This is a genomic window from Verrucomicrobium sp., from assembly GCA_028283855.1.
Classification (GTDB): Bacteria; Verrucomicrobiota; Verrucomicrobiia; order Methylacidiphilales; family GAS474; genus GAS474.
Genome location: JAPWJX010000003.1, coordinates 49,007 through 74,355, shown reverse-complemented (window position 1 = coordinate 74,355; position 25,349 = coordinate 49,007). Strand labels below are relative to the sequence as shown.

Sequence of the window (25,349 nt, the reverse complement as noted above, 5' to 3'; positions counted from 1 at the left end):
TTTGATTTCTGGGATGTGTACCCGTAATTCGGCTATTTCCCTCCCCACGGCCCCTTTTTCTTCCCCAAAAGGGCCCTAGCCCGCCGGGTTATAGGAGCTTTCGACCCGGGCGGCGACGTCCCGGTAGGTCAGGTCGACCTCGTAGATCTGCTTGAAGGTCTCGATGGCGGCCTCCTTCTTCCCCCCCGCCTCCTGGACGGAGCCCAGGTTGTAGAGGATCTCCTTCTTCGTCTCGTTGAGGGTGGAGATCTCGGCGGCGGCGGCGGAAAGCTCCTTTTCCGCCAGGTCGAACATGTTCGACTTCCAGAAGCAGATGCCCAGGAGGTTGGAGGCCTGGGCGCGGACGCTCGGCTGGCGCTTGCCCTCCTGCAGGGCGGGGCGGGCCTCCTTGTACATCCCCAGCTCCACGTAGGCCTTGCCCAGCTCGTAGTGGAACTGCTTGTCGTTGGGATAGCGCTGGACCATGGCCTGCGCGGTTTGGAGGTGGAGCTGGCGGCGGTAGACCTCGAGGTCCTCGACGTATTTGGCCAGGTCGGCGCGGCCGGGCTCCGCCGCCAGGGCGGCGCGGGCGGCGGCCATGTCATGGTCGACTTTCTTAAGCCGCAGGCCGGAGATTTTCTTTTCCAAGGCCGCGTCGGTCTGTCCGCCCTGGTTGTAGGTGTATTCGTACCAGGCGATGGCGCTCTCGTAATCCTCCCGCTGCAGGAGGAGGTCGGCGATTTGGCGGGGGTGGTTGAGGTTGTTCGGCTCGGCGGCGCGCAGCTGGTCGAGGCGGGCGATCTGCTCGGCGATCGCGTCGGCCGACTTGGCGACCTTCGATTCCTGTTCCAGGGCGGCGGCCTGTTCCTTGTCCCGCAGGGACTCGCGGAAGTCGCCCTGCCGCTCCCAGCCGCCGCTGGAGGAGGCCAGACGGGCGGAGGCGTTTTTGAGGCCCGCCTGGGCCTCCCCGTCGCGGGGATCGACGCGGAGGGCCCGCTCGTAGGCGTCGATGGCCAGCTGGAAGTTTCCCTGCTTCATGTGCAGGTCGGCCAGGCGGTGGAGGTTCGCGGTAGCCTGGGGGGTGGCGTCGGCCAGGGTTTCGTAGGCCAGGACGGCGATCTGCGGCAGTTCCAGCGCCAGGGCGGCGGCGGCCAGCGTCTCGTTGGCCTTGGTGTGGAAGGGGTCGTGGACCAGGGCGTCCTCCGCCAGGGACAGGGCCTCGGCGGGGTTTTTCTTCAGCGTGCCGGCGGCTTTCAGGCCGGCGGCGGCGGCCTTCACGGCCTGTAGCTGCTTGGCCAGAGAGGAGGCGCCCCGGTGGCGGGTGATCTCCATGTCCCGCAGGGCGCGGCGGCCGTCCAGGAAGGAGGGCTCCAGCTTGACCAGGCTTTGCAGGAGGGGGATGGCGTATTCGGGGTCGGACGCGGCGCGCGCGCGCGTCCAGAGGTCGGAAGCTCCGCCGGAAAGGTCCCGTTCGGTTTTCACCGTTGCCATCATTGCAAATTAAGATGACGAGGGGGCCGGGTCAACGTTCATAAACGCCGACGATGCCGCCGCCGAGTTTCCGCGTGCGCCGCAGGGTGAAGAGGGCGCGGGGCGCGCCGGGCGGGACCAGGGTGCGGCGCTGGCCCGCCGGAAGCTCCGGCCGCCACCACAGGAGGAGGCGCAGGGGGCCTTCCCGTTCCAGGAGGGCGGCGGCCAGGGCGGGGCTGGGCAGGAGGCGCAGGGGCTCTTGCTGGGCGCGGCGCGCCAGCTCCCGGCGGGAGGCGGCGCGCAGGCCGGGGCGGGGGGAGAGGTCGGTCCAGACGGGGCCTTTGCCCGCCAGGCGGAGGAAGGCGGCCAGCTCGGGCGCGGCGAGCCGGGGGGTGACCCAGCCGCCGTCCAGGGAAAGCGCGGCCAGGAGGGTTGTCTTCACCCGCCCAGGATGGTGCCCAGGGCCAGGTTGAAGCCGCGGGCGAACTCGGCGGCGTGCATCCGCTTCTTGCCCTCCAGCTGCACCTCGCGCAGGAGGAGGCCCCCGCCGCCGCCCGTGGCGACGAGGACGCCGTGGCGGTCGATGGCGACGACCTCGCCCGGCTTCCCCTTGGCGCGGCGGGAGAAGATGGTGGAGAAGACCTTGAGCATTTTGTGGTCGGGGGAGTCTTTCCGGCCGTCCGGCACCCAGGTGTAGGCGGAGGGCCAGGGGGTCATGGCGCGGATGTGGGCGTCGATGTCCCGCTTCGTCTTCGACCAGTCGATCTTGCCGCTTTCCTTGGTGAGCTTCGGCGCGTAGGTCGCCTTTTCGGCGTCCTGCTTCACGCGGGCGGCCTTGCCTCCCTTCACGTCGTCCAGGGCCTTGAGGAGGGCCTTTGCGGCCAGCTGGCCCAGGCGGTCGTGGACGGTCTGGGCGGTGTCGGCGGCGCGGATGGAGGTCTTTTCCGTCCGCATCATGTCGCCGGTGTCGAGGCCCTCGTCCATCCACATGATGGTGACGCCGGTCTCCTTCTCCCGGCCCAGGATGGCGCTCTGGATGGGGGAGGCGCCGCGGTACTTCGGCAGGAGGGAGGCGTGGAGGTTCAGGCAGCCGTATTGCGGCAGGTCGAGGACGGCCTTCGGCAGGATCTGGCCGTAGGCGGCGACGACGATGACGTCCGGCTCCAGGTATTCGATCTGCTTCACCACGCTGGCGGCCTTGATCTTCTCCGGCTGGAAGATCTTCAGGTGCAGGCGGAAGGCGGCCTCCTTGACGGGGGAGGGGGCGGGTTTCTGCTGGCGGCCCGCCGGGCGGTCCGGCTGGGTGATGACGCCGGTGATCGTGTGCTCCTTGCTCCCTGCTAGGGCGGTGAGCGCCGGAACGCCGAATTCCGAGGTGCCGATGAAGACGATTTTCATGCGTGGAGGGAGGGCCTTCTATAAAACTCCATTTCCTTGCGTGCGCAAGTCGATATGTCGATATAATGGGGCCGTGGAAATTGAAAAGGCGGTCGGGCTGTTGCGCGCGGGTGAAGTCGTCGGGATGCCGACGGAGACGGTCTACGGCCTGGCCGGGGACGCGTTTTCCGCGCCCGCCCTGGCCCGCATCTTCGCGGTGAAGAAGCGCCCCTTCTTCGATCCCCTGATCCTGCACGTGGCCGACCGGGCCGCCGCCGACCGCTGCGTGGCGGAGTGGACCCCGCTGGCCGAGCAGCTGGCGGAAAAGTTCTGGCCCGGCCCGCTCACCCTCATTTTGCCAAAGCGGCCGGAGGTCCCCGACCTGGCCACCAGCGGCCTGCCCCTGGTCGGCGTCCGTGCGCCGCGCCATCCGGCGGCGCAGCGGCTCCTGCGCGCCTTCGGCGGCCCGCTGGCCGCGCCGAGCGCCAACCGCTTCGGCCGCATCAGCCCCACCACCGCCGCCGCCGTGCGGGAGGAGCTGGGGGCGGCCGTGCCGCTGGTCCTGGACGGCGGGCCGTGCGAGATCGGCGTGGAGTCGAGCATCGTGGCTTTCATCGACGGGGAGCCGGTCCTCCTGCGCGCGGGCGGCGTCCCCTTGGAGGCGCTGGAGGCGGTGGCGGGAAAGATCGGCCGGGAGGGCGGGCGCCTTTCCGCCGCCGCGCCCGGCCAGCTGCCGCAGCACTACGCGCCGCGCACCCGGGTGCGGATCGTCACGCCGGAGCAGGCGGAGGAGCTGGACTGGGTGGCGCGGGCCCAGGCGGGCCTCATCGGCTGGGGCGCGCTGCCGGAGGGGTACAAGGCCGTGTGCAATCTTTCCCCGGCAAAGAACTTCGCGGAGGCGGCGGCCCGCCTCTTCGGCGCGCTGCGGGAGCTGGACGCGGCCGGGGTGGAGGAGATCTGGGCCCTCCCGCTGCCGGAGGAAGACCTGGGCCGGGCGGTCAACGACCGGCTGCGCCGCGCGGCGGTCTAGGGCCAAACTACATTCAGCTTTAGAACGCCCCGGCGGGGCGGCGCCCCTTGCCCCCGCGTCCCCGGCCGGCGGAGACTTCCCGGCTGGCCACGATCTCGTAACGGGGGCCGCCCAGGAGCGCCTCCACCCCTTCCATGAAGGGGCGGCTGGGGGTGATGGTGAAGAGGTCGCTCGGCTCCAGGGTCCATTTCTTGCCTCCCGCGCCGTGGCAGCGGAAGTAGAGGCGGGCCTCGCCCGGGTGGGCCAGCACCAGCTCGTGCAGGGCTTCCCACTTGGCGGTGTTCCAGGAGGAAAGGTCGATGTCGAGGATGAGCCCCTTGAGGAGCTTCACCTTGGCCTCCAGCAGGGATTCGTACGCCTGGACGCGGAGGCTGCGGCGCTCGCCGCGCAGGTTGAAGGTGCCGGAGACTACCGCGATGTCCCCCGCCGCCGGGGGCTTTTCCATGCTGGTGTACATGTCGCTGTAGAGCATGAACTCCATCGTGCCGGTGCCGTCGTCGAAGGTGACGATGGGCATCGTCCGCTTGTCCCGCTTGCTGATCTTCACCTCGAACTTTTCCACGATGCCGACGAGGCGGACCGGCGTCCCTTCCTCCATCTCGCCGAGCTGGGATACGGTGGCGGTGCGGATGGCCTTGGCGTCGCCGGCGACCTCGTCCAGGGGGTGCCCGGAGAAGTAGAAGCCGAGGAGCTCTTTTTCAAATTGGAGCTTTTCCCGGTCCGGGAACTCGGGCTTGGCCGGACCGGAGCCCTGGGCGGCGGCGGCCCGGGTCAGGGCGGGCGCGTCGTCCAGCATGTCGAGGAGGGAGATCTGGCCGCTGGCCTTTTCCTTGGCCGCGCTGTTGGCGGAGGAGAGGGCGCCGTCGATCTCCTCGCAGAGCTGGGCGCGGGTGGCGCCGAAGCAGTCGCCGCCGCCGGCCTTGACCAGGCTTTCCAGGAGCCGCTTGTTCAGGGCGTGCGGGTCGACGCGGTGGCAGAGGTCGGAAAGGGACTCGAAGGGGCCGTCCTTCTCCCGCGCGGCGACGATGAGGTCGACGGCGGCGGAGCCGACGTTCTTCACGGCGGCCAGGCCGTAGCGGATGGCCGTGCGGCCGTCCTGCTTCTCCATCTCAAACTGGTTGCGGCTCTTGTTCACGTCGGGCTTGAGGACCTCGATGCGGAGCCGCTTGGCCTCGGCGACGAACTCGGCGATCTTGTCGTTCTTCCCCAGTTCGTTGGACATGAGGGAGCAGAGGAAGGCCTCCGGGTAGTGGGCCTTGAGGTAGGCGGTCTGGTAGGCCAGGAGGGCGTAGCAGGCGGCGTGGGCTTTGTTGAAGCCGTAGCCGGCGAACTTTTCCAGGATGTCGAAGAGGTCGTTGGCGGTCTTCTCCGGGATCTTGTTCTTTTCCAGGCAGCCTTGGACGAAGAGGGCGCGCTGCTTGGCCATTTCCTCCGGCTTTTTCTTGCCCATGGCGCGGCGCAGGAGGTCCGCCTGGCCCAGGCTGTAGCCGGCCAGGATGTTGGCCGCCTGCATCACCTGCTCCTGGTAGATGATGATGCCGTAGGTCTCCTTGAGGATCGGCTCGACGAGGGGGTGGGGATACTCGACCGGGGCCTTGCCCAGCTTGCGCTCCCCGTAGGTGGGGATGTTCTCCATCGGCCCCGGGCGGTAGAGGGAGACGAGGGCGATGATGTCCTCCAGGCACTGCGGGCGGATGCGGCGGCAGGCGTCGCCCATGCCCGCCGATTCCAGCTGGAAGACGCCGACGTTCTCCGCGCGGGCGATCATCTCGTAGGTCTTCCGGTCGTCCAGGGGGATGTCGCCGGGGATCAGCGCGGGCCCGCCCGCGGCGGCGACGCGCTTGAGGCAGTCGTCGATGACGGTCAGGGTTTTGAGGCCCAGGAAGTCCATCTTGAGGATGCCGACTTCCGAGAGGTAGTCCATCGACCACTGGGTGACGACGCCGCCGGAATCGTCCCGCGTCAGCGGCACGTTGTCGGTCAATTCCCCGTCGGCGATGACGACGCCCGCGGCGTGGACGCCCGCCTGGCGGGAGAGGCCCTCCAGGGAGCGGGCGGTGTCCAGGACCTGCCGGGCCGTCTCGTCCTGCTCCGTGGCCGCGCGCAGGTCGGCGCTCTGCTTGAGGGCGTCCTCCAGCGTGATGTTGAGGTCGTTGGGGATCATCTTCGCCAGGCGGTCGGCCTCCCCGTAGGAGAGGCCCATCACGCGGGCGACGTCGCGCACGGCCATCTTCGCCCCCAGGGTGCCGAAGGTGATGATCTGGGCCACGGACCGCTCCCCGTATTTCTTGCGGACGTACTCGATGACCTCCGGGCGGCGGTTGTAGCAGAAGTCGACGTCGATGTCGGGCGGGGAGACGCGTTCCGGGTTGAGGAAGCGCTCGAAGAAGAGGCCGTAGCGCAGGGGGTCCAGGTCGGTGATTCCCAGGGCGTAGGCGATGAGGCTGCCCGCCGCGCTGCCGCGGCCCGGGCCCACGGGGATGCCCTGGCGCTTGGCGTAGTCGATGAAGTCCCAGGTGATGAGGAAGTAGCTGACGAAGCCGGTCTTCTCCAGGACCTGCAGCTCGAATTCCAGGCGGTCGGCGATCTCCGGCGTGGCGGCGCGCGCGCCGTAGCGGCGCTCCACGCCCTCCCGGCAGAGGCGGCGCAGGTAGGCCTCCCGCGTCTCCCCCTCCGGCGGCGGGTAGGCGGGGAACTTGTTCTTCCCCAGCTCGATCTTCAGGTCGCACTTGGCGGCGATTTCCAGGGTGTTGGCGCAGGCCTCCGGCACGTCGGCGAAGAGTTCCGCCATCTCCTCCGGCGTCTTGAAGTAGAATTCCTGGACCGGGTAGCGCATCCGCTTCTCGTCGGCCAGCTGCGCGCCGGTGCCGATGCAGAGCAGCGCGTCGTGCGCGGCGGCGTCTTCCTTGGCCAGGTAGTGGACGTCGTTGGCGGCGACGAGGGGCAGCCCCAGCTTCTTGCCGGAGGCGACGAGCTGCTTGAGCACCGTCTCCTGTCCCGGGATGCCGTGGCGGTGGATTTCCAGGTAGAAGTCCCCGGGGGCGAACATGGAGGCGAATTCCTTCATCGAGGCCTCCGCGTGTTCGACCTGCTCCTGCAGGATGTATTGGGCCACCTCCCCCTTCAGGCAGGCGCTGGTGCCGATGAGGCCCGCGCCGTATTTCCGCAGCAGTTCCTTGTCGACGCGCGGCTTGTAGTAGTAGCCCTCCAGGTGGGCGGCGGTGACCAGCTGGATCAGGTTGTGGTAGCCCTCCTGGTTCTTGGCGATCAGGAGGAAATGGGTGGAGGCTTCCCGGGCGGAGTTGGCCTTCCGTTCCAGGCGGCTGCCGGGGGCCAGGTAGACCTCGCAGCCGATGAGGGGTTTTACCCCGGCGTCGGTGCAGGCTTTATAGAACTCAATGGCGCCGAAGAGGTTGCCGTGGTCGGTGAGGGCCACGGCGGGCATGCCCAGTTCCTTGGCCCGCGCGGCCAGGTCGGCAGTGCGGCAGGCCCCGTCCAGGAGGCTGTACTCCGAGTGGACGTGGAGATGGACGAACGAGGAAGAGGCCACCCTCCTAACTTAGAGATTTTTCCAGGGGTGTCGAGCGGGAGGGTGGAAGGGGAAGTTCCCGGGACCGGACGGCGGAGAATCCCTTCAGGGCGGCGGCGTTTTGGGCCTCGGCGGCCAGGGCGCGGAGGTGGGGGACGGTTTCCGGCTCGGCCCGGCGGAGGGCTTTTTCCCACTGCCGGGGGCTCCAGTGGCGGCCGGTGACGTGGTGGGCCTCGAAGAGGAGCTGCCGCGCCATTTCGCGGCCCCGGGGGACGCCCGCTTCCAGGCCGAAGCGGCGCGCCGCCTCCGGCTCCCCGCACCGCTGGAGGAGCCCGGCGGCGAAGGCGGGGACCGCTTCCGCGAAAAAGGCCCGGCGCTGGGCGGGAGAGAGCTTGGCGACGACTTCCCGCTCCAGCTCGTCGCAGGCCTTGGCGGCTTCCGGGGAGAGGGCGGCCTTGTCCAGGGTGAAGGCCGCGGGGGCGGAGGTGGCGCGGGTGCCGTCCAGGAGGGCGGCGAAGCCCTGGGCCTCTTCCCGGTTCTGCGGCAGGCGGGGCCAGGCGCCCCGGCGCACGGCGTCGAAGGCGATCTCGCCGAAGCGGGCCTCGATCTCGGCCGCGTGGAGGTAGTAGAGCGTCGCGTCGCGCAGGTGGGGGATGCGGATGAATTCGCTGAGGGAGTTGTGGGAAACCCGGTCCAGCAGCCGGTGGCGGAGGGCGGTTTCTTCCGGCGTCTCCTCCGCGGCCAGGATCTTTTCCAGCGCCGGGCCGTGGCCGAAGCGGAACGCGGCGCCGATGTTCGGGGCGCGCCGGTGGGGCGCGGCGAGGTTCTCCGCCAGCTCGTCCTCGAACTGGAGGGCGTGGAGCGCCTCGTGCCCCAGGGTGGAGATCTGGCGGGCGGCGGGGCGGCTGCGGAAATCGGGGGGGAAGAGGATGCGGGTCGGCTCCGGCGTGTGGACGACGAAGTGGCGGACGGCCGGATCGGCCTCCGTCCCCAGGAAGAGGGACATGGCTTCCGTCTTGGGAGAGGGGTCGGCGGAGGGGGAGAGGGCGACGGTTTCCTGCCCCCGGAAGGAGAGCCCGGGCACGTCCCCGCCGAAGGCCAGGCGCAGCAGCGCGCCGGGGGTGGCGCGGCCTTGGTCCAGGAGGGTGTTCAGATCGGGCAGCGGGGTCATGGGTCAGCGGGTGCGGCCGGCGGCGGCCGCGGGGGTGGCTGGGGCGGAACGCCGGGCCTCGCGCAGGAGGGAGCGGCTTTCGGCGGAAAGGAGGCGCTCGCCGAAGCGGATCGGCAGGGTGCGGAGGGCGTCGGGGGAGAACTCGGGCCGCTGCCGGTAGGCGTCCAGGACGGGCGCCAGGGCGGTGCGGTGTTCCGTTTCCACGGCCAGGGAAACCAGGCCGGGGAGGGTCTCCGGCTCGGCCAGGGCGGCGGCTTGCCGCCACTGGTCCCCGGTCCAGCGGGGGAAGCGCCGGGGGGCCAGCGTCCCCTCATAGATCATCCGTTCCGCCGCGCGGCGGCCCTGGGGGATGCCGGGGGAGAGGCCCATCTTTTCACGGGCCTGCCCGTCGCCGCACCGTTCCAGGAAGTCGGCGTAGAAGGCGGGCAGGGCTTGGGAAAAGAAGGCTTCCCGCTGGGCGGGGGAAAGGCGGGCGGCCACCTCGTCCCGCAGCTCTTCCGCCGCCTGAAGGGAGATGGGGTCGGCGGGCAGGCGCGCCGCCGCGTTGCCGGGACGGAGGCGGTCGAAGAGAGGGGCGGCTTCCGCCCGGCTTTGGGGCAGCCGCGTCCAACCCTCCTCCTGCGCCAGGGAGAAGACGAGCTGCGCCAGCCGGGCCTCCACCTCAATGCCTTTGAAGTAATAGGGCTGCGCCTGGGCCAGGTGGGGCAGGCGCAGGCGGGCGTTGTCCACCCCGCCGCGGAGCATGCGGCGGCGGCGCCAGGTTTCCAGGGGAGTCTCTTCCGAGGCCAGGATGGGGTCGAGCGGTCCGCAGCCCTGGTGGAGGGAGGCCCCCACGTGCGGCGCCCGGCGGTGGGGGGCGACGAGGTTGGTGATCTCGATATCGTGGGCCTGGAGGATGTGGACGGCTTCGTGGCCGATCAGGCTGGGGTTCTCCTGGCTATAGGTCAGAAGCGGCCCGAGCGGCCCCAGGGCGGAAAGCCGGGTGACGAGGTTCCGCTCCTTGCCGTAGGGCATCACGCGGACATGGGCGGCACCCCCCAGGACTTCGGTCCCATTGGGACGCCTGACGGGGGCGATCTTGTTAATGGCCAGGGGGATGGGGCAGGGGTCGGGATCGGGCGCGATCCCCGGCACCGGCCCGCCGAAGCCGATTCGGAGCAGCTCCTCCCGGGTGGTCCATCCCCGGGAGCGGATGGCGTCGAGAGGGGCTAGCATCTTAATAATTCGGCTATTGACCCCACCCGGGGTACCCGGAATAATGTCCGGCCCGGCTTAAAAACCGGATTACGAAAAGCGAGGTGAACTGTTCATGACCGAAATTCGACTCAAAAAAGGAGAATCCATCGATAAGGCGCTCCGCCGCCTGAAGAAGAAGCTCGACCGCGAGGGTACCCTGCGTGAGGCGCGCAATCGCCGCACCTTCGAGAACCCCGTGGAGAAGAAGCGCCGCAAGCAGCGTGAGGCGCGCCTCAACTTCTGGGGCACCTTCAACTTGAACCGTCCTTCCGTGCCTTAATTTTTTAAGACGCTCTAACGGTTTTCTAAAACCCGGCTTGGGATTCCCAGGCCGGGTTTTTCTTTGCCCGCGTCCCGGCGGAAGGGGAGGTGGGCGGGGAGCTTCGGCGCCGCCGCGGCGTTCAGGAGCGCCCGGTTGCGCGGGGAGAGCAGGGGCGCGGCCTCCGTCAAAAGCGGGTCGCGCAGCGCGGCGGGGTCGAAGGCGGGGTGGCGCCGGCAGGCGTCCAGGAGGATGGGGAAGGCGCGGTCGTTCTGGCTCTCCGCCGCCAGCCGGAGCAGGCCGGGGAGGGCGCCGCCCTCCGCCCGGGCCGCGTTGCGGGCCCACTGGGCCTCGGTCCACCGGCGGTCGTCCGGGGCCACGACCTCGTAGCGGAGCTGGCGGCCCGCCTTCCGCCCGTGGGGCGTGCCGGGGTCCAGGCCCAGCTTTGCGCGGATGCCGTAATCGCCGCACCGCTCGGCGAAGGAGGCGTAGGCCTCCGTCAGCACCGTCTCGAAGAAGGCCCCGCGCGCCGCGCCCGCCGGGAAGGCCCGGCTGGCTTCCTGAAGATCGTGCGCCGCGTTGCGGGCGACGCCCGCGGCGGGGTCCATCCAGTTGTGAAAACGCTTCCGGGAGAAATCGGCGTGCCAGTGGGAAAGGCTCTTCGGATCGCTGGGCAGGCGGACGACCTGGAAGACCTGCTCCAGTTCCTCCCGGCTCTCCGGCAGCCGGGGCCAGGCGCCGCCGTGGGACATGCCGCAGACCAGCTCCCCCACGCGGGCTTCCAGCTCGACGCCCAGGAGGAGGTAGAGGTGGGTATCGGCCAGATAGGGCAGGCGGGGGACGGCGAGGTTCTGCGTTTCCTCCATCTGGAGGCGCTGCAGGATGTGGTGCCGGGCGGCGAGCTGGGCAAAGGTTTCCCGGTCCTGGATGAGCCGCTCCAACGCCGGGCCGTGGCCCCAGAACGGGTTTTCCCCGATCGAGGTCAGGGCGGCGGACCGGGGGGCGATGAGGAGGTCGGTCAGGGCGTCCTCGAACTGGCAGACGTGGATCCCCTCGTGCCCCATGAGGGGGATGACGAAGGAGGCGTCATCCGTCTCGAAATGGGGGTCGTAGGAAATGCGGTGGGCGTCCCGCCCCCAATTCCACACCTGGGCGGCGCGGGCGGCGGCGTCCCACTCCTCTCCGGGCTTCAGGTGGGGGCCGAAGGCTTCCGCCATGGCGCGGAGGCCGTTTTCGGCGGCCTCGAATTTCGTGCGCGCGAAGAAAAGGCGCAGGGGCGGCTCCTCCGGGTCGGGGGCGATGCCGGGGATGGGCCCGCCAAAGGCGGCTTCCAAAAGAGAGCGCCGGTCGACCCACATCGGCCCGCGGGCGGCCAGGCCGTCCCAATCGGGCGGGGAGAGGGAGGGGGTGCTCGGGAACGTGGGCATGGCGCGGTACCCATAATTCGGCTATTACAACGGCAGCGCATGGCCCTTGCCCTCTCCACTTCCTGGAACTCGACCCGCCACCGGGATGGGGAGGCGATGCTGGCGGAGATCCGGGAACTCGGCTTCGAGCGGGCGGAGCTAAGCCACATGATCGGCTATGAGCTGGGGCCCGGCATCCTCAAGGCGGTGGCGGGGGGCGTGGTCCGCGTCGCCTCCGTCCATAATTTCTGCCCCGTGCCGGTCGGCGCGCCCTACGCGGGGCCCAATTGCTTCGAGTTTTCCGACGAGAGGGCCTCCGTCCGGGAGCGGGCGGTGCGGGCCACCCTCGACACCCTCGACTTCGCCGCCCGGGTCGGCGCGCCGGTCGTCGTCCTCCACCTGGGGACGGCGGGGCCGCGCGGCGTGGGCCGGGCCCTGGAGGACCTGTGGCGGAAGGGCCGGGTCCTGACGAAGGACGCGGGCCGCCTGAAGGTGGAGGCGGTGCGGGAGCGCCGCGGCCTTTTTGAAACCATTTACGGACGCGTCCGTCCCTGCCTGGAGAAGATCGCCCCCGCGGCGCAGGAGCGGAAGCTGCGCCTGGGCTTCGAGATCCGGGAGGATTACGCCGAGTTCCCGGACGAGGTGGAGATGGAGCGGTTCCTGGCCGACTTCCCGGCGGAGGTGGCGGGCTACTGGCACGACTTCGGCCACGGGGCGCGGAAGGAGTTCCTGGGCTGGCACGACCACGCCGCCACCCTGCGCGCCCGGCGGGAGCGCCTCATCGGCTGCCACATCCACGACGCCGCCCCGCCCGACCGGGACCACCTGCCCCTGGGCAAGGGCCTGATCCCCTTCGGCGCGCTGGCGCCGCTCCTCCCGGCGGAGGCCGTCCGGGTGCTCGAATTAAGTCCTCGCGTCCCCCGGGAGGAAGTGATTAACAGTAGGGAATCATGGACCGCCTCCGCCGCAATCTAGGGCTCGCCCTGCGGCTTTTCATTTCCGGCGGCATCCTCTGGTGGCTGTCCCGGCGGATCGACTGGGCGCAGATGGGGGAGGAGTTCGCCCGCGCCGGGCACCGGCCCGGCTGGATTCTCCTGGCCGCCCTGGCGATGGGCCTGGTCCTGGCCCTCACGGCCTGGCGCTGGCAGCGCCTCCTGCGCATCCACCACATCGAGCCCGGCTTCTCCCACGTCTTTCAGGTGACGATGATCGGCCAGTTCTTCAACGCCTTCCTTTTGGGGACGACCGGCGGGGACGTGGTGAAGATCCTCTACATCGTCCGCAGCGCGCCCCGGAAAAAGGGGGCGGCGGGCCTCTCCGTCGTCGTCGACCGGGTCATCGGCCTCGTCGCCCTGGTCCTCATCACCCTGGCGCTGGCCTTCGTCTACCATCGCTACCTGACGGCCACGCCCGCCGCCGTCCGGGCGCTGGCCACTTTCTGCGCCATCGCCGCCGGGATCGGCGGCGTCCTGGCGGGCGCGGCCCTGCTGCCGTGGCTCATGCACTTCACCAACTTCGCCGCCTGGGAGCGGCGCCTTCCCTTTCACGAGCGGATCGAGCGCCTGGGCGAAACGCTGCGCCACCAGTCCCGCGCCCGCCGGGTCAACGCGCAGGCCTTCCTCCTTTCCATCGCCTCGCACGGGCTGACCCTTTTCGCGCAATACGCGGTGACGCGCGCCCTGGGGATCGAGCTTTCGCTGGGCGTGGTGGCGGCGGTGGCCGGGGTGGTCAACGTCCTCATCGCCGTGCCGGTCAGCGTGGCCGGGCTGGGCGTGCGGGAGAGCCTCTTCGTCCTCTTCCTGGGCCTGGGCGGCGTCTCGGACGAGGCGGCGGTGGCCGCCTCCCTCATCGGCTTTGCCCTGACCCTGTTCTGGAGCGTCGTCGGCGGGCTCTTCTACCTGCGCTACCGCCACCCGCTTCATTTGGAAGAGGTCGCGGCGTGAGCGACGCCGCCCTCATGGAGCGCGCGGCCGCCGGGGTCGTCCGCCGCCTGCAGGAGGCCGGGCACGCCGCCTACTTCGCCGGGGGCTGCGTGCGGGACCGGCTCCTGGGCCGCGCGCCGCACGACTTTGACGTGGCCACGGACGCCGTGCCGGACCAGGTCATCGCCCTCTTCCCCCGCACCACGGGGCTGATCGGCAAAAGCTTCGGCGTCGTCGGCGTGATGACGGAGGCGGGCGCGATCGAGGTGGCCACCTTCCGCCAGGACCTCGAGTACAGGGACGGACGCCGCCCGGAGGGGGTCCGCTTCGTCACCGCGCAGGAGGACGCCCAGCGGCGGGACTTCACCGTCAACGGCCTCTTCTACGATCCGGTGGCGGGGAAGGTGATCGACTTCGTCGGCGGGCAGGCGGACCTGGAAAGGAAAGTCCTGCGCGCCATCGGCGATCCGGCCGCCCGCTTCCGGGAGGACCGGCTGCGGCTCCTGCGCGCGGTCCGCTTCGCCACCACGCTCGGCTTCGCGATCGATCCGGCCACCTGGGAGGCCGTCCGCGCCGCCGCCCCGGCCGTGGCGGCGGAGGGCGGCGTCAGCCCGGAGCGGATCCGGGAGGAGCTGGACAAGATCTGGACCGGCCCCGACCCGGCGCGCGGCCTCGACCTGCTGGACCAAAGCGGCCTGCTCCAGGCGGTGCTGCCGGAGGTCGTCGCCCTGCACGGCGTCGAGCAGCCGCCGCAGTTCCACCCGGAAGGGGACGTCTACAAGCACACCCGGCTCATGCTCTCCAAGCTGCCGCCGCAGCCTTCCCGCGTCCTGGCTCTCTCCGTCCTCTTCCACGACATCGGCAAGCCCGCCACCTTCCAGGTCGACCCCACGGGCCGCATCCGCTTCAACGGGCATGAGACGGTCGGCGCGCGGATGACGGAGGAGATCCTGGGGCGGCTGCGCTACAGCAACGAGGTGATCGGCCAGGTCGTCGCCTGCGTGGAGAACCACATGTCGTTCAAGGACGCGCCGCAGATGCGCCTTTCCACCCTCAAGCGGTTCCTGGCCCGCCCGACCTTCCCGGAGGAGCTGGAGCTGCACCGGATCGACTGCTCTTCCAGCCACGGGCTGCTCGATATCTACGAGTTTTTAAAGGAGAAGCTGGCGACGATGCCGCCGGAGGAGGTCGATCCCGAGCCGCTCCTCACCGGCCACGACGTGATGGCGGAGCTGGGACTCAAGCCGGGCAAGGAGCTGGGCGCCCTCCTCAAGCAGCTGCGGGAAGCGCAGCTGGAGGGGGCGGTGGCCGACCGCGAGGGGGCGCTGGCTTTCCTGCGCGGGCTCCGTCAGTAGCTGCGCCGGTCCAGCTTCACCTTCCCCCGGAAGACCCAGTAGATGCAGGCCGTGTAGGTCAGCACCAGCGGCACGCCGATGACGGCGATGACCAGCATGATCCCCATGGTCTTTTGGGAGGAGGCCCCGTTGTAGATGTCCAGGCTGTGGGAGGGGTCCGGGTTGCTGAAGAGAAGGTAGGGATAGCGTCCGATGCCGAAGAGGGTCATGAGGAGCACGATGGAGGCGCAGGAGGAGAGGAAGGCGCGGAAATCGTTCCGGCGCTGGATTTCCCGCGGGATGTTGGCGATGGCCAGCATGTTGGCCATCGCGATGAGGAAGAAGGCGGGCCGCTCCTTGATGGCGCGGACCAGCGGCTCCACGTAGAGGAGGGAGGCCATCGTCACCAGCCCGTAACAGATGATGAAGAAGATGATGCTGCGGTTGATCCAGCGGCGGACCCGCTCGTGGATCTCCCCCTCCGTCTTCATGACCAGGTAGATGGAGCCGTGCATCATGAAGAGGGCCACCGTGGTGATCCCCATGAGCAGCGCGTAGGGGTGGAGGAGGCCCAGGAAGGTCCCGGCGAACTCGTGCTCCGCGTCGAGCGGCACGCCCCAGGCCACGTTCCCCATGGCCACGCCGATGAGGAAGGCGGAGAGGAGGCTGCCCGCGGAAAAGCCGATGTCCCACATCCGCCGCCACCAGAGCATCGGCTGCTTGCTGCGGAACTCGATGGCCACCGCGCGGAAGATGAGGGCCACCAGGAGGAGCATGAAGGCCAGGTAGAAGCCGGAGAAGGTGGTGGCGTAGACTTCCGGGAAGGCGGCGAAGAGCGCGCCGCCGCCCGTGACCAGCCAGACCTCGTTCCCGTCCCAGACGGGGCCGATGGCGTTGAGGCAGATGCGCCGTTCCTCGTCCGTGCGGGTGAAGAGGTGGACCGCGCCGACGCCCAGGTCGAAGCCGTCCAGGATGGCGTAGCCGGCGAAGAGGACGCCCACCAGGACGTACCAGACGGTGTTCAGGTCAGCGTGCATCGTCTTCGTCCTCCAGGGTGCGCGGCGCGTCGAACTGGGCGGCGGAGACGCCGGCCAGCTTGTCGGCGGGGTGCAGGTCGGCCTCGCTCGGGCCGTCGTGGATCTTGTGGTTGAGCAGGTAGACGAAGACGGAGAAGAGGAGCGCGTAGACCAGGGAGAAGAGGATGAGGGAGGAGATCACCGCGCCGGCCTGCACGCTTTTCGAGAGCGCGTCGGAGGTCCGCAGCAGGCCGTAGACGATCCACGGCTGGCGGCCCACCTCCGCGGTGAACCAGCCCAGCTGGTTGGCCAGCTGCGGGCCGAAGACGGAGAAGACCAACAGCCAGAGCAGCCACCGCTTTTCGAAGAGGGTCCCCCGCCACAGGAGATAGGCGCTCAAGAGGGAGAGGCCGATGAGGGCCATGCCGATGCCGACCATGGCGTGATAGGTCTGGAAGACGAATTGGACGGGGGGACGGTCCTCCGGCTTGAAGGCGTTCAGGCCGGTGACGGGGGCGTCCCACTTGCCGGTGATCAGGTAGCTAAGGCCGCCGGGGATGGCCAGGCCGAAGCGGACCCGCTCTCCCTTCTCGTCGACCCAGCCGAAGAGGTTCAGCGGCGCGGCCTCCGATTTCGGGAAGTGCCCCTCGAAGGCGGCGAGCTTCGCCGGCTGGTTGCGGCTGACGCCGTCGGCGCTCTCGTGCCCGGTGTAGAGCTGGAAGAGGGAGGCGAAGACCGCCACGCCCAGGCCCACTTTCATCGTCCGCCGGGCGAAGTCGGTGTGCTTCCCCTTCAGCAGGTACCAGGCGGCCACGCTCACCGCCAGCCACGCCCCGGCCTGCCAGGCGCCGCAGACGGTGTGGGTGAGGCGCTCGACGGAGGAGGGATTGAAGACCATGGCCCAGAAGTCGGTCACCTGGGCGCGGGCCTGCAGCCCCTCGCCGACGATGTGGTAGCCCGCCGGGGTCTGCTGCCAGGAATTGGCCACCACGATCCAGACGGCGCTGAAATGGGCCCCCAGGCAGACCATGCAGGTGGCGAAGAAGTGGAGACGGGGCCCCACCTTGTCCCAGCCGAAGAGGAGGAGGGCCAAAAAGCCCGACTCCAGGAAGAAGGCGAAGATCCCCTCCGCCGCCAGCGCGCTGCCGAAGATGTCCCCCACGTAGCGGGAGTAGGTGGCCCAATTGGTGCCGAACTCGAATTCCATGACGATCCCCGTGGCCACCCCGATGGAGAAGGTGAGGGCGAAGATCTTCGTCCAGAAGTGGGCCATCTGGTGGTAGACCGGCTTCTTCGTGGCCAGCCAAAGGCCCTCCATGAGGACCAGGAGCACCCCCAGCCCGATGCTCAGGGGCGGGTAGATGTAGTGGAAGGCGATGGTGAAGGCGAACTGGATGCGGGAGAGGACGAGGACGCTCACCGGCACATCCTGCGCAAAAAACCCTATTTTTAAAGGCTTACAAGCGGTCCCAAATAAGTTATTAGAAACGGTCCGCCATCGCCCGTGAAAATCTTTTACCGCTACCTCTACCAGGAGATCCTCGTCGTCTCGCTGGCGGCCACGGGCGTGCTGACTCTCTTCCTCCTCATCGCCAACGCGTTCCGGGACATCTTCGCCCTCCTCCTCAACAAGGAAGTGCCCGTCCTGGTCATCGTGAAGCTGGTCTGCCTCCTCATCCCCTTTATCCTCACCTTCACCCTGCCGTGGGGGCTCCTCCTGGCGGTCCTCCTGGTGTTTGGAAGATTGTCGCGCGACCAGGAGCTGACCTCCCTCAAGTCGAGCGGCATCGGCCTGGCCCCGCTCATCGCGCCGGTCATGCTCCTGGCCTTCCTCTTCAGCCTCTTTTCCTTCTGGATCAACGCCTCCCTGGCCCCGCGCAGCCGCGAGGCGTTCAAGGAGAACTTCGCCGAGCTGCTCCGCAGCGATCCCTTGAGCTTCTTCACCACGGGCCGGGTCATCGACGAGTTCGACGGCTTCCGCCTCTACGTCGGCGAGCGCAAGGGGGCGGAATTGACCGATCTGCACATCTGGGAGATCGACGACCACAACCGCGTCCTGCGCTCCATCCGCGCCGCCCACGCGGAGATCGTCCCGGACCTGCCGAACGACCGCATCCTCCTGAACCTTTCCGACGCGCAGCAGGACGAGCGTTCCAGCGTCGCCCCGGACGACATCCACCGCATCTCCTCCGGCACGCGCGCGCGGCAGCTGCCGCTGCAGATCTCCCTCACCCCCATCATCGCCCGCCTGCGGGAGCACAAGAGCGTGGGCGTCCTGACCCTGGGGGAGATCGGCCGCCTCATCTTCGACCCCCTCCAGATCATCCGCACGCCGAACATGACGCCGCTCCTCACCGAGCTGCAGAAGCGCCTGGCCCTTTCCATGGCCTCCTTCACCTTCGTCCTCGTCGGCATCCCGCTGGCCATCCAGGCCCAGCGGCGGGAAACCTCCGTGGGCCTGGCCCTCTCCCTGGGCATCGTCACCACCTACTACCTGGTCATCGTCGTCGCGGAGGCGCTCAAGACCCGCACCCACTTCCTGCCGGAGATCATCATTTGGATGCCGAACATCGTCTTCGAGATCGTCGGCTTCGTCCTCATCATCCGCGCCAACCAACGTTAATTTATGAAGTGGCTCTTTCTGGCTTTGGCCATCGTCTTTGAGATCGGCGGCACCACCTCCATGAAGCTTTCCGACGGCTTCAAGCACGGCAAGTGGGTCGCCTCCATGATGGTTTGCTACATCGGCTGCTTCGTCTTCCTCACCTTCACGGTGAAGCGGATGGAGGTCAGCACCGCCTACGCCATCTGGAGCGGCGTCGGCGTCGCCCTCCTCTCCCTGATCGGCTACTATTTCTTCAAGGAAACGATGACGCCGGTGAAGATCGGCGGCCTCCTGGCCATCATCGTCGGCGTCGTCGCCCTGCGGCTCGGCGGCGCGCAGTAATTTTTTAAGCGGCGCGGGAAAAATAGCCGAATTACTCCGTACCCATGAGCCGTCCGTCCTTAAAGAGCGTCGATCTGAGCCAATACTGTCACTTTAGCGCCAGCCGCCTGGCCGACGTGGCCCCCCGCATCCTGGACGCCAAGAAAGTCCACGCCTCCGGCGACGCCGAGCGCCAGGCCACCGCCTTTTACAACACCCTGCGGAACGCAGCCGACGGCCTCGTCTCCCGCTCCATGCTGGCGAAGGCCTCCCGCGCCGATTACGCGGAGATCGGCCGGCTCGTCTGGAAGCAGACGCCCCAGGCGCTGCGGGAGCCCATCGCGGCCAAGGCCCGGGAAAATCTGGAAGCCATCCGCCGCAGCGCCGATCCGCGCGGCCTCTTCACCTCCTCCCCGGCGTCCGTCCAGGCCCGCCATGACCACTTGAAGGCCTCCCTGGCCTCCTTCGGCCTGGACCTCTCCGGTTCCACCCGGCGGCCCGCGGGCGAAGGCGCCCGCCGCGTCGCCGAGGCGCTGCTGATGGCCGCCCGCTGCTGCTAGGCCTAGGCCTCGGCTAGCCTTTTTTATCCGCCGCCGCGCGGCGTTCCGCCTGCTGCTCCAGCAGCTTGGCGACCAGGGCGGTCCAGCCCGTCTGGTGGTTGGCGCCCAGCCCCGCGCCGGTGTCCCCGTGGAAGTATTCGAAGAAGAGGACTTCCTTCCGCCCTTTCCAGAACTCCCGCGCCGTGCCCTGGCCCATCCAGGCCGCGCCGCCGTCTTCCTGTGGCTCAAAGAGGCGCATGAGGCGTTTGGAGAGCTCGTCGGCCACGCACTTGAGGGTCATGTATTGGCCGGAGCCGGTCGGGCACTCCACCTTGAAATCGTCCCCGTAGTAGTGGTGGAACTTTTGCAGCGACTCGATGAGGAGGTAGTTGAGCGGGAACCAGATCGGCCCGCGCCAGTTGGAGTTGCCGCCGAAGAGGTTGCTCGTCGACTCCCCCGGCTCGTAGCTGATGCAGGCCTCCGTGCCGTCCTGGCGGAAGACGTAGGGGTTCGCCTCATGGTCCTTGGAAAGGGAACGGATGCCGTAGTCGCTCAGGAATTCGTTGGGATCGAGCATGCGGGCCAGGAGCCGCTTCATCCGGTGGCCGCGGACCAGGGCAACGAGGCGGCGCGACTTCTGCCCCGGCTCCTGCCAGTGGGAGATGAGGCCGGTCAGGTCGGGACGGTGGGTCAGGTACCAGTCCATCCGGCGGTGGAATTCCGGGAACTCCTCCAGCCGCTCCTCCTCCACCGTCTCCACCGCCAGCAGGGGAATCAGGCCGACGAGGGAGCGGACGCGCAGCGTCTGCGCGCGGCCGTCCGGCATGGAAAGGACGTCGTAGAAGAACTGGTCAGCCTCGTCCCACAGGCCGCGCCCCTGGCCGCTGAGGCGGTTGAGCGCCTCGGCGATGCCCAGGAAGTGCTCGAAGAACTTGGTGGCGATGTTCTGGTAGACGGGGTTTTCCCGCGCCAGCTCGATGGCGATCTTCGTCATGTTCATGGCGAAGAGGCCCATCCAGGAGGTGCCGTCGCTCTGCTCCAGCGTGCCGCCGCCGGGCAGCGGCTTGGAGCGGTCGAAGACGCCGATGTTGTCCAGGCCCAGGAAGCCGCCCTGGAAGATGTTGCGCCCCTCGGAGTCCTTCCGGTTCACCCACCAGTTGAAGTTCAGGAGCAGCTTGTGGAAGACCGTCTCCAGGAAGGCGCGGTCCGCCCGGCCGCCCCGGCGCTTGGCCTCGATCTTGTAGACGCGCCAGGCCGCCCAGGCGATGACGGGCGGGTTCACGTCGCCGAAGTTCCACTCGTACGCGGGGAGCTGCCCGTTGGGATGCTGGTACCACTCCCGCAGGAGGAGGTCGATCTGCCCCTTGGCGAACTCGGAGTCGACCAGCGCCAGCGGGATGCAGTGGAAGGCCAGGTCCCAGGAGGCGTACCAGGGATACTCCCACTTGTCCGGCATGGAGAGGACGTCGCTGTTGTAAAGGTGGTGCCAGTCGGCGTTGCGGCCGTATTTGCGCTCGTAGGGCGGGCTGGGCTGGGTGGCGTCTCCTTCCAGCCACTGGTGGACGACGAAGTGGTAATACTGCTTGTTCCACAGCAGCCCGGAAAGGGCGCGGCGGTGGATGTGGCGTTCGGCCTCCGAAAGGTGGTCGCTTTGGATCTCGCCGTAGAAGCGGTCGGCCTCCTCCCGGCGGCGGGCAAAGGCGGCCTCCGCCGGGGAGAAGGGATCGGCCAGGGGCGTTTCCTCCGGCTTCTCCTCCCGCAGGCGGAGGCGCCACAGGCGGCTCTCCCCGGCGGGAATGTCGGCGAAGAAGTGGACGGCGGCCTTCGTGCCGGTCCGCTGCGGGTTGACGGCATCCTTCCTGCCGCCGACCAGCCACTCGTGGACGCCGTCCTTGAAGAAGCCGGTCTTGCCGTCCTGGTAGAGGCGGGCGGTGTTCGTCTCGTTCTCCACGAAGAGGGCCTCTCCGCCTTGCTCGAAATAAAGCCGGTACGGGGCGAAGCGGTTTTGCGCCGTGGGCAGGGCCTCCAGGAAGTTGCCCGCGCCCGCCCGCAGGACCGGCTTTTCCCGGTCCTTCGCCCAGCTCCAGGTGTTGCGGAACCAGAAGGTCGGCAGGAAGTGGAAGGGGGCCGATTCCGGTCCCCGGTTGGTGACGCGGACTTCCACGTGGAGGTCGGTCGGCCCCTCCTTGGCATAGGCCACGTCGATCTCGAAGTAGCGGTTTTCGGCGAAGGCGCCGGTTTCCCAGATCTCGTATTCCGGCTCCTCCCGGGTGCGTTTTTGGGAGGTCTTTACCAGGTCCTCGTAGGGGAAGGCCTTTTGGGGATAGAGGTAGCGGGCGGAGAGGGAGGTGTGGGCCGGGGTGTTGTCCTGGTAAAAGTAGGCCTCCTTCACGTCCTCCCCGTGGTTCCCCTCCGGCCCGCTGACGCCGAAGAGCCGTTCCTTCAGGTAGGGGTCCCGGCCGTTCCAGAAGGCGTAGGCCAGGCAGAGGATCTGCCGGTCGTCGGAAATGCCCAGGAGGCCGTCCTCATTCCAGCGATAGGCCCGGGAGCGGGCGTGGTCGTGGGGGAAATAGTCCCAGGCCTCCCCGGTGGGGCTGTAGTCCTCCCGGACGGTTCCCCAGGCCCGCTCGCTTAGGTAAGGGCCCCAGCGGAGCCAGGGCTCCGGGTTCTCCTTCCGGTAGGCGGCGTCCAGGCGCTCCTGTTCGGGATTCATGCCTGTTCACTATACGAACAAAAGGAGGAAGGCCGCAACCGGCAGGAAAAAGTTGACTCCCCGGGAAGGTACGCCACCCTTTCCCGCCCCCAAAGCCATGAAAGCCTTCCTCGTCCGCGCCGCCGCTTTCCTCGCCCTGGTCGCCCCGTTCACGGCGGCGGCCCAGGATGAGACGAACGCGCCCGCCGCCGCCTCCTCTTCCATGAGCCAGGAGGAGATGCAGAAGCTCATCCAGGACCAGGGCATCTATCTGAACACGTCCAAGCCGGGCATCGTCCTCTCCGGCTACGTCGACGCCAGCTACACCTACGGCTTCCAGGGCAATTCCAGCGCCGTCCCCTCCCGCCTCCCTGCCGACGGCAAGCCGGGCAGCAACTTCAACCTCAACGCCCTGAAGCTGGCCCTGGAAAAGCCCCTTTCCGACCAGAACGAGATGTCGGCCGGCTTCCGCGCCGACGTCATGGTCGGCCAGGACGGCTCCTCCATCGACGGCACCACCAGCGGCGCGACCGACGGCGGCTACTCCGGCGCCAACAACGTCTTCCTGGAGCAGGCCTTCGTCCAGCTCAACGCGCCGGTCGGCAACGGCATCAAGTTCATCATCGGCAAGTTCGCCACCCCCCTGGGCTACGAGGTGATCGAGCGCCCCTCCAACGCCAACATCACCTACGGAAACCTCTACTCCCTGACGCCCAACTTCCACACCGGCGTCCTGGCCAGCTACAAGTTCAACGACAACATCGACGTGAAGGGCGGCGTGGTCGACGGCTGGAACAGCTCCACCGGCACCTCCTTCGGCAACGCCACGGGGACCGACGGCGCGGGCATCCTGGGCACCATCAATTTCACCGCCCCCGGCGGCAACGCCAACCTCCAGCACGGCGGCTACGTCGGCCTCAACCCCTCCTCCAACACCTCCGGCACCGGCAACATCCTGGGCAACCCGAACGACGGCTCCGCCTACACCGCCTCCCGCCGCACCGCCTGGCTCTACGACGTCTGGGGCCAGTGGAAGCCGAAGTTTGCCGGCAACAAGCTCTCCCTGGGCTTCAACGGCGACCTGGGCTCCTACGCCACCTCCGTCCCGGGCGCGGGCGACAACAACACCACCTGGACCGGCGCCGCCCTTTACGCCAAATACCAGTTCAGCAAGCTCTGGAGCCTGGCGGGCCGCGCCGACTGGATCCACAGCGACGATGGGCAGAAATTCCGCAACATCAACGCGGGCAACCTGACCGGCAGCCAGGACATCTACAGCTACACCCTTACCGCGGAATTCAACGCGTGGGAGAACGTCCTGCTCCGCGCCGAATACCGCCTGGACTGGGGCGCCACGGCGACCGACCTTTCCCCCAGCGCCTCCACGCCCACCGTGGCCAGCACCGTCTCCACCGGCAGCGGCCCCGCCCAGCTGGTTGACCTGGAAGTGGTGTACAGCTTCTAAGACGGCCACGCTGCCGCCTAAGTCCACCTCCCTAAGTAATCGCCCCATTTGCGGGGCTTTTCCTCCCGGCTTAAATTAAGCCGGTATGATCAAAAGCTACGCTCCGGGCCGCGCCGTCCTCTTGGGAGACGGCGTCGAAGGGCCCGCCCTCTTCATCGCCATCGAGCAGGGCATCCTCCTTTCCGGCAGCCGCCGGGACAATGACGAGATCCTGGTCTACGCCCGGGATATCCCGGCGACGTATGAGGGGTCGCTCCGCCGCCTGGAACCCTCGGCGGAAAAGCCGTGGGCCGACCCGCTCCTGGCCGTCTTCTCCGTCTTCCGCCGCAAGGGATTGCCCGTCGGCGGCGCCAACCTGACGATCCAGAGCGACCTGCCCGCCGGGGAGGGGCTGGGCGGCCCCGCCGCGCTGGCCTCCGCCGCCGTCCTCTTTCTCCACCGGGCCTTTGCGCCGGACCAGCCGGAGCCCGACGCCGCCGCGCTGGCCCACCTGGTCCAGGAAGCCCTGCAGGAATTCGCGCCCGGCCCCGTCGCCCTGGCCGACACCCTCTCCCCCTTCTTCGGCCGCGCGGGCCACGCCGCGCGGATCGAAAAGGGATCGGAGGAGATCGAGTATCTGCCGCTGCCCGCCGGGGCCAGCTTCGTCATCGCGCCGGTCGACGGCGACGAGAACCGCCGGGAGGACGCGCGGGTCGAGGCGGGGGCCGAGGCGCTCCGCCGGGGGGACGCGGCCGCCTTCGGCGCGCTCCTGGCCGACGCGGGCCGCGAAGGCATGGTCCCCATCCAGATGATCGACGCGGGGCGGGAGCCCCAATTCCTCAAGGCCCTGAACGCCGCCCTGCCGGGCGTCTCCTGCCTTTGCACGCAGGCCGCCGCGGCGGCCCGCGTCGACGGCTACTAAATATTCCGCAGCGCGTCGGCCAGCGCCGCGATCTCCCCTTCCGCCGCGGCGGCGGTGAGGGTCACCCGCAGCCGGGCCTGCCCCCGCGCCACGGTGGGATAGCGGATGGCGGGAATTTGAAACCCCTTTGCGGCCAGTGCGGCCTGGGCGGCCACCGCGCGCTCCTCCGCCCCGCAGAGGACGGGGAAAATGGGGGAAGGGGAGGAGAGCCCCGTGAGCGCGCCGAAGCGGGCGGCGTTCTCCCACAGCCGGCGGCAGAGCCGCTCCCCCTCTTCCGAGGCGGCCAGATCCAGAGCCGCCCGGGCCGCGCCGCAGGCGGCGGGATTCGGGCCGGTGGAGTAGATGAGGCTCCGCGCGTGGTTCAGGAGCGTGTCGACGAGCGCGCGCGATCCGGCGACGAAGCCGCCGCTGGTCCCCAGCGCCTTGCTGAGGGTGCCCAGCTGGACCTCGATCCGGCCGGTCAGCCCCTCCGCCTCCGCCAGGCCCCGGCGGCCGGGGCCGTAAATGCCGGTGGAGTGGGCCTCGTCCACCAGGAGCCACGCGCCGTGGCGGTCCTTCAGGTCGGCCAGGGCGCGCAGCGGGGCCAGGTCGCCGTCCATGGAGAAGACCGACTCGGTGACGATGAGGGTCCTCCGGTATTTCGGCGCGGCGGTTTTTTGCAGGAGCTTTTCCAGGTAGTCCAGGTCGTTGTGGGGAAAGACGCGGAGCGTCGCGCCGGAGAGGCGCGCGCCGTCGATGAGGGAGGCGTGGGCCCGCTTGTCCAGGAGGACGGCGTCCTCCTTGCCGGCCAGGGCGGGGATCGTCCCCAGCGCGGCGGCGTAGCCGGAGGAGAAGGAAAGGGCGGCGGGGCGGCCCTTGAAGGCGGCCAGCGCCTCGTCCAGCGCGGCGTGGGGTTCCAGGTTGCCGCCCGCCAGCCGGGACGCGCCCGCCCCCGCGCCGTAACGCGCGGCGGCCTCCCGCGCGGCCTCGATGAGGCGCGGATGGCGGGAGAGGCCCAGGTAGTCGTTCGTGCAGAAGGCGCGGGAAAGGCCGTCCGCGGGCGGGGCCAGGCGGCGGCGCAGCCCGGCGGCTTCCCGCGCGGCGAGGTCGTTTTCCAA

The 25,349-nt window shown here is 68.9% G+C and carries 21 protein-coding genes; 10 read left to right on the top strand and 11 right to left on the bottom strand.

The features are described 5' to 3' along the window. Positions 1-75 precede the first annotated feature (75 nt). Genes PW734_01685 through fmt form a run of 3 tightly spaced genes read right to left on the bottom strand, consistent with a single transcriptional unit; the run spans position 76 to position 2,847 of the window. Positions 76-1,461 carry a tetratricopeptide repeat protein gene (locus PW734_01685; protein MDE1169914.1) on the bottom strand — a complete coding sequence of 462 codons (1,386 nt, stop codon included), beginning with the start codon at positions 1,459-1,461 and terminating at the stop codon, positions 76-78. A 40-nt stretch (positions 1,462-1,501) separates the two neighbouring features. Next, positions 1,502-1,891 carry a hypothetical protein gene (locus PW734_01680; protein MDE1169913.1) on the bottom strand — a complete coding sequence of 130 codons (390 nt, stop codon included), beginning with the start codon at positions 1,889-1,891 and terminating at the stop codon, positions 1,502-1,504. After that, positions 1,888-2,847, bottom strand: a complete 960-nt coding sequence (gene fmt / locus PW734_01675; GenBank protein MDE1169912.1) for a methionyl-tRNA formyltransferase — start codon at positions 2,845-2,847, stop codon at positions 1,888-1,890. The genes PW734_01680 and fmt overlap by 4 nt, the downstream gene beginning before the upstream one ends. A gap of 73 nt (positions 2,848-2,920) precedes the next feature. Between fmt and PW734_01670 the strand changes: the two genes are divergently transcribed. Then, positions 2,921-3,856, top strand: coding sequence for an L-threonylcarbamoyladenylate synthase (locus PW734_01670; protein MDE1169911.1), 936 nt, complete (start codon positions 2,921-2,923; stop codon positions 3,854-3,856). Between the two features lie 19 nt (positions 3,857-3,875). Here the strand turns inward: PW734_01670 and dnaE are convergent, their stop codons facing one another. From dnaE to PW734_01655, 3 genes are read right to left on the bottom strand one after another with little or no spacing between them, the layout of a single operon-like run. Then, a complete protein-coding gene (gene dnaE / locus PW734_01665; protein ID MDE1169910.1) occupies positions 3,876-7,406 on the bottom strand; it encodes a DNA polymerase III subunit alpha in 3,531 nt (1,176 codons plus the stop codon). Between the two features lie 4 nt (positions 7,407-7,410). Then, positions 7,411-8,556, bottom strand: coding sequence for a hypothetical protein (locus PW734_01660; protein ID MDE1169909.1), 1,146 nt, complete (start codon positions 8,554-8,556; stop codon positions 7,411-7,413). A 3-nt stretch (positions 8,557-8,559) separates the two neighbouring features. Beyond that, positions 8,560-9,771 (bottom strand): hypothetical protein, encoded by a 1,212-nt coding sequence (locus tag PW734_01655; GenBank protein ID MDE1169908.1) that lies wholly within the window; start codon positions 9,769-9,771, stop codon positions 8,560-8,562. Positions 9,772-9,865: 94 nt separating this feature from the next. On the opposite strand from PW734_01655, the gene rpsU reads away from it, so the two are divergent. Further along, positions 9,866-10,072: a 30S ribosomal protein S21 gene (rpsU, locus tag PW734_01650; protein MDE1169907.1), complete on the top strand. Its 207-nt coding sequence runs from the start codon at positions 9,866-9,868 to the stop codon at positions 10,070-10,072. Positions 10,073-10,086: 14 nt separating this feature from the next. Here rpsU and PW734_01645 read toward each other — a convergent pair whose 3' ends face one another. After that, positions 10,087-11,478 carry a hypothetical protein gene (locus PW734_01645; GenBank protein MDE1169906.1) on the bottom strand — a complete coding sequence of 464 codons (1,392 nt, stop codon included), beginning with the start codon at positions 11,476-11,478 and terminating at the stop codon, positions 10,087-10,089. Between the two features lie 39 nt (positions 11,479-11,517). On the opposite strand from PW734_01645, the gene PW734_01640 reads away from it, so the two are divergent. From PW734_01640 to PW734_01630, 3 genes are read left to right on the top strand one after another with little or no spacing between them, the layout of a single operon-like run. After that, a complete protein-coding gene (locus tag PW734_01640; GenBank protein ID MDE1169905.1) occupies positions 11,518-12,432 on the top strand; it encodes a TIM barrel protein in 915 nt (304 codons plus the stop codon). Continuing rightward, complete coding sequence (locus PW734_01635) at positions 12,408-13,400, top strand: lysylphosphatidylglycerol synthase transmembrane domain-containing protein (GenBank protein ID MDE1169904.1); 993 nt, start codon at positions 12,408-12,410, stop codon at positions 13,398-13,400. The genes PW734_01640 and PW734_01635 overlap by 25 nt, the downstream gene beginning before the upstream one ends. Continuing rightward, complete coding sequence (locus tag PW734_01630) at positions 13,397-14,734, top strand: CCA tRNA nucleotidyltransferase (GenBank protein MDE1169903.1); 1,338 nt, start codon at positions 13,397-13,399, stop codon at positions 14,732-14,734. The genes PW734_01635 and PW734_01630 overlap by 4 nt, the downstream gene beginning before the upstream one ends. On the opposite strand, the gene cydB is transcribed toward PW734_01630, so the two are convergent. Both cydB and PW734_01620 read right to left on the bottom strand, forming a co-directional pair. Next, entirely contained in the window at positions 14,728-15,750 is a 1,023-nt protein-coding gene (cydB, locus tag PW734_01625; GenBank protein MDE1169902.1) for a cytochrome d ubiquinol oxidase subunit II, read from the bottom strand. The two genes, PW734_01630 and cydB, sit on opposite strands and share 7 nt — an antisense overlap. After that, positions 15,740-17,149 carry a cytochrome ubiquinol oxidase subunit I gene (locus PW734_01620; GenBank protein ID MDE1169901.1) on the bottom strand — a complete coding sequence of 470 codons (1,410 nt, stop codon included), beginning with the start codon at positions 17,147-17,149 and terminating at the stop codon, positions 15,740-15,742. The genes cydB and PW734_01620 overlap by 11 nt, the downstream gene beginning before the upstream one ends. Positions 17,150-17,233: 84 nt before the next feature. Between PW734_01620 and PW734_01615 the strand changes: the two genes are divergently transcribed. Genes PW734_01615 through PW734_01605 form a run of 3 tightly spaced genes read left to right on the top strand, consistent with a single transcriptional unit; the run spans position 17,234 to position 19,215 of the window. Then, entirely contained in the window at positions 17,234-18,352 is a 1,119-nt protein-coding gene (locus tag PW734_01615) for an LptF/LptG family permease (protein MDE1169900.1), read from the top strand. Positions 18,353-18,355: 3 nt separating this feature from the next. Beyond that, positions 18,356-18,676, top strand: coding sequence for a multidrug efflux SMR transporter (locus PW734_01610; protein ID MDE1169899.1), 321 nt, complete (start codon positions 18,356-18,358; stop codon positions 18,674-18,676). Positions 18,677-18,720: 44 nt separating this feature from the next. Then, positions 18,721-19,215: a hypothetical protein gene (locus PW734_01605; GenBank protein ID MDE1169898.1), complete on the top strand. Its 495-nt coding sequence runs from the start codon at positions 18,721-18,723 to the stop codon at positions 19,213-19,215. 13 nt (positions 19,216-19,228) lie between these two features. Here PW734_01605 and PW734_01600 read toward each other — a convergent pair whose 3' ends face one another. Next, the gene (locus PW734_01600) at positions 19,229-21,907 is read right to left on the bottom strand and encodes a glucosidase (GenBank protein ID MDE1169897.1); all 2,679 of its coding nucleotides are present in this window, start codon (positions 21,905-21,907) and stop codon (positions 19,229-19,231) included. Positions 21,908-22,004: 97 nt separating this feature from the next. On the opposite strand from PW734_01600, the gene PW734_01595 reads away from it, so the two are divergent. Both PW734_01595 and PW734_01590 read left to right on the top strand, forming a co-directional pair. Continuing rightward, entirely contained in the window at positions 22,005-23,351 is a 1,347-nt protein-coding gene (locus tag PW734_01595) for an outer membrane beta-barrel protein (protein MDE1169896.1), read from the top strand. A gap of 85 nt (positions 23,352-23,436) precedes the next feature. Further along, complete coding sequence (locus PW734_01590) at positions 23,437-24,252, top strand: hypothetical protein (GenBank protein MDE1169895.1); 816 nt, start codon at positions 23,437-23,439, stop codon at positions 24,250-24,252. Here the strand turns inward: PW734_01590 and PW734_01585 are convergent. After that, on the bottom strand, positions 24,249-25,349 hold the full coding sequence (locus PW734_01585) for an 8-amino-7-oxononanoate synthase (GenBank protein MDE1169894.1): 1,101 nt from the start codon (positions 25,347-25,349) through the stop codon (positions 24,249-24,251). The genes PW734_01590 and PW734_01585 overlap by 4 nt on opposite strands.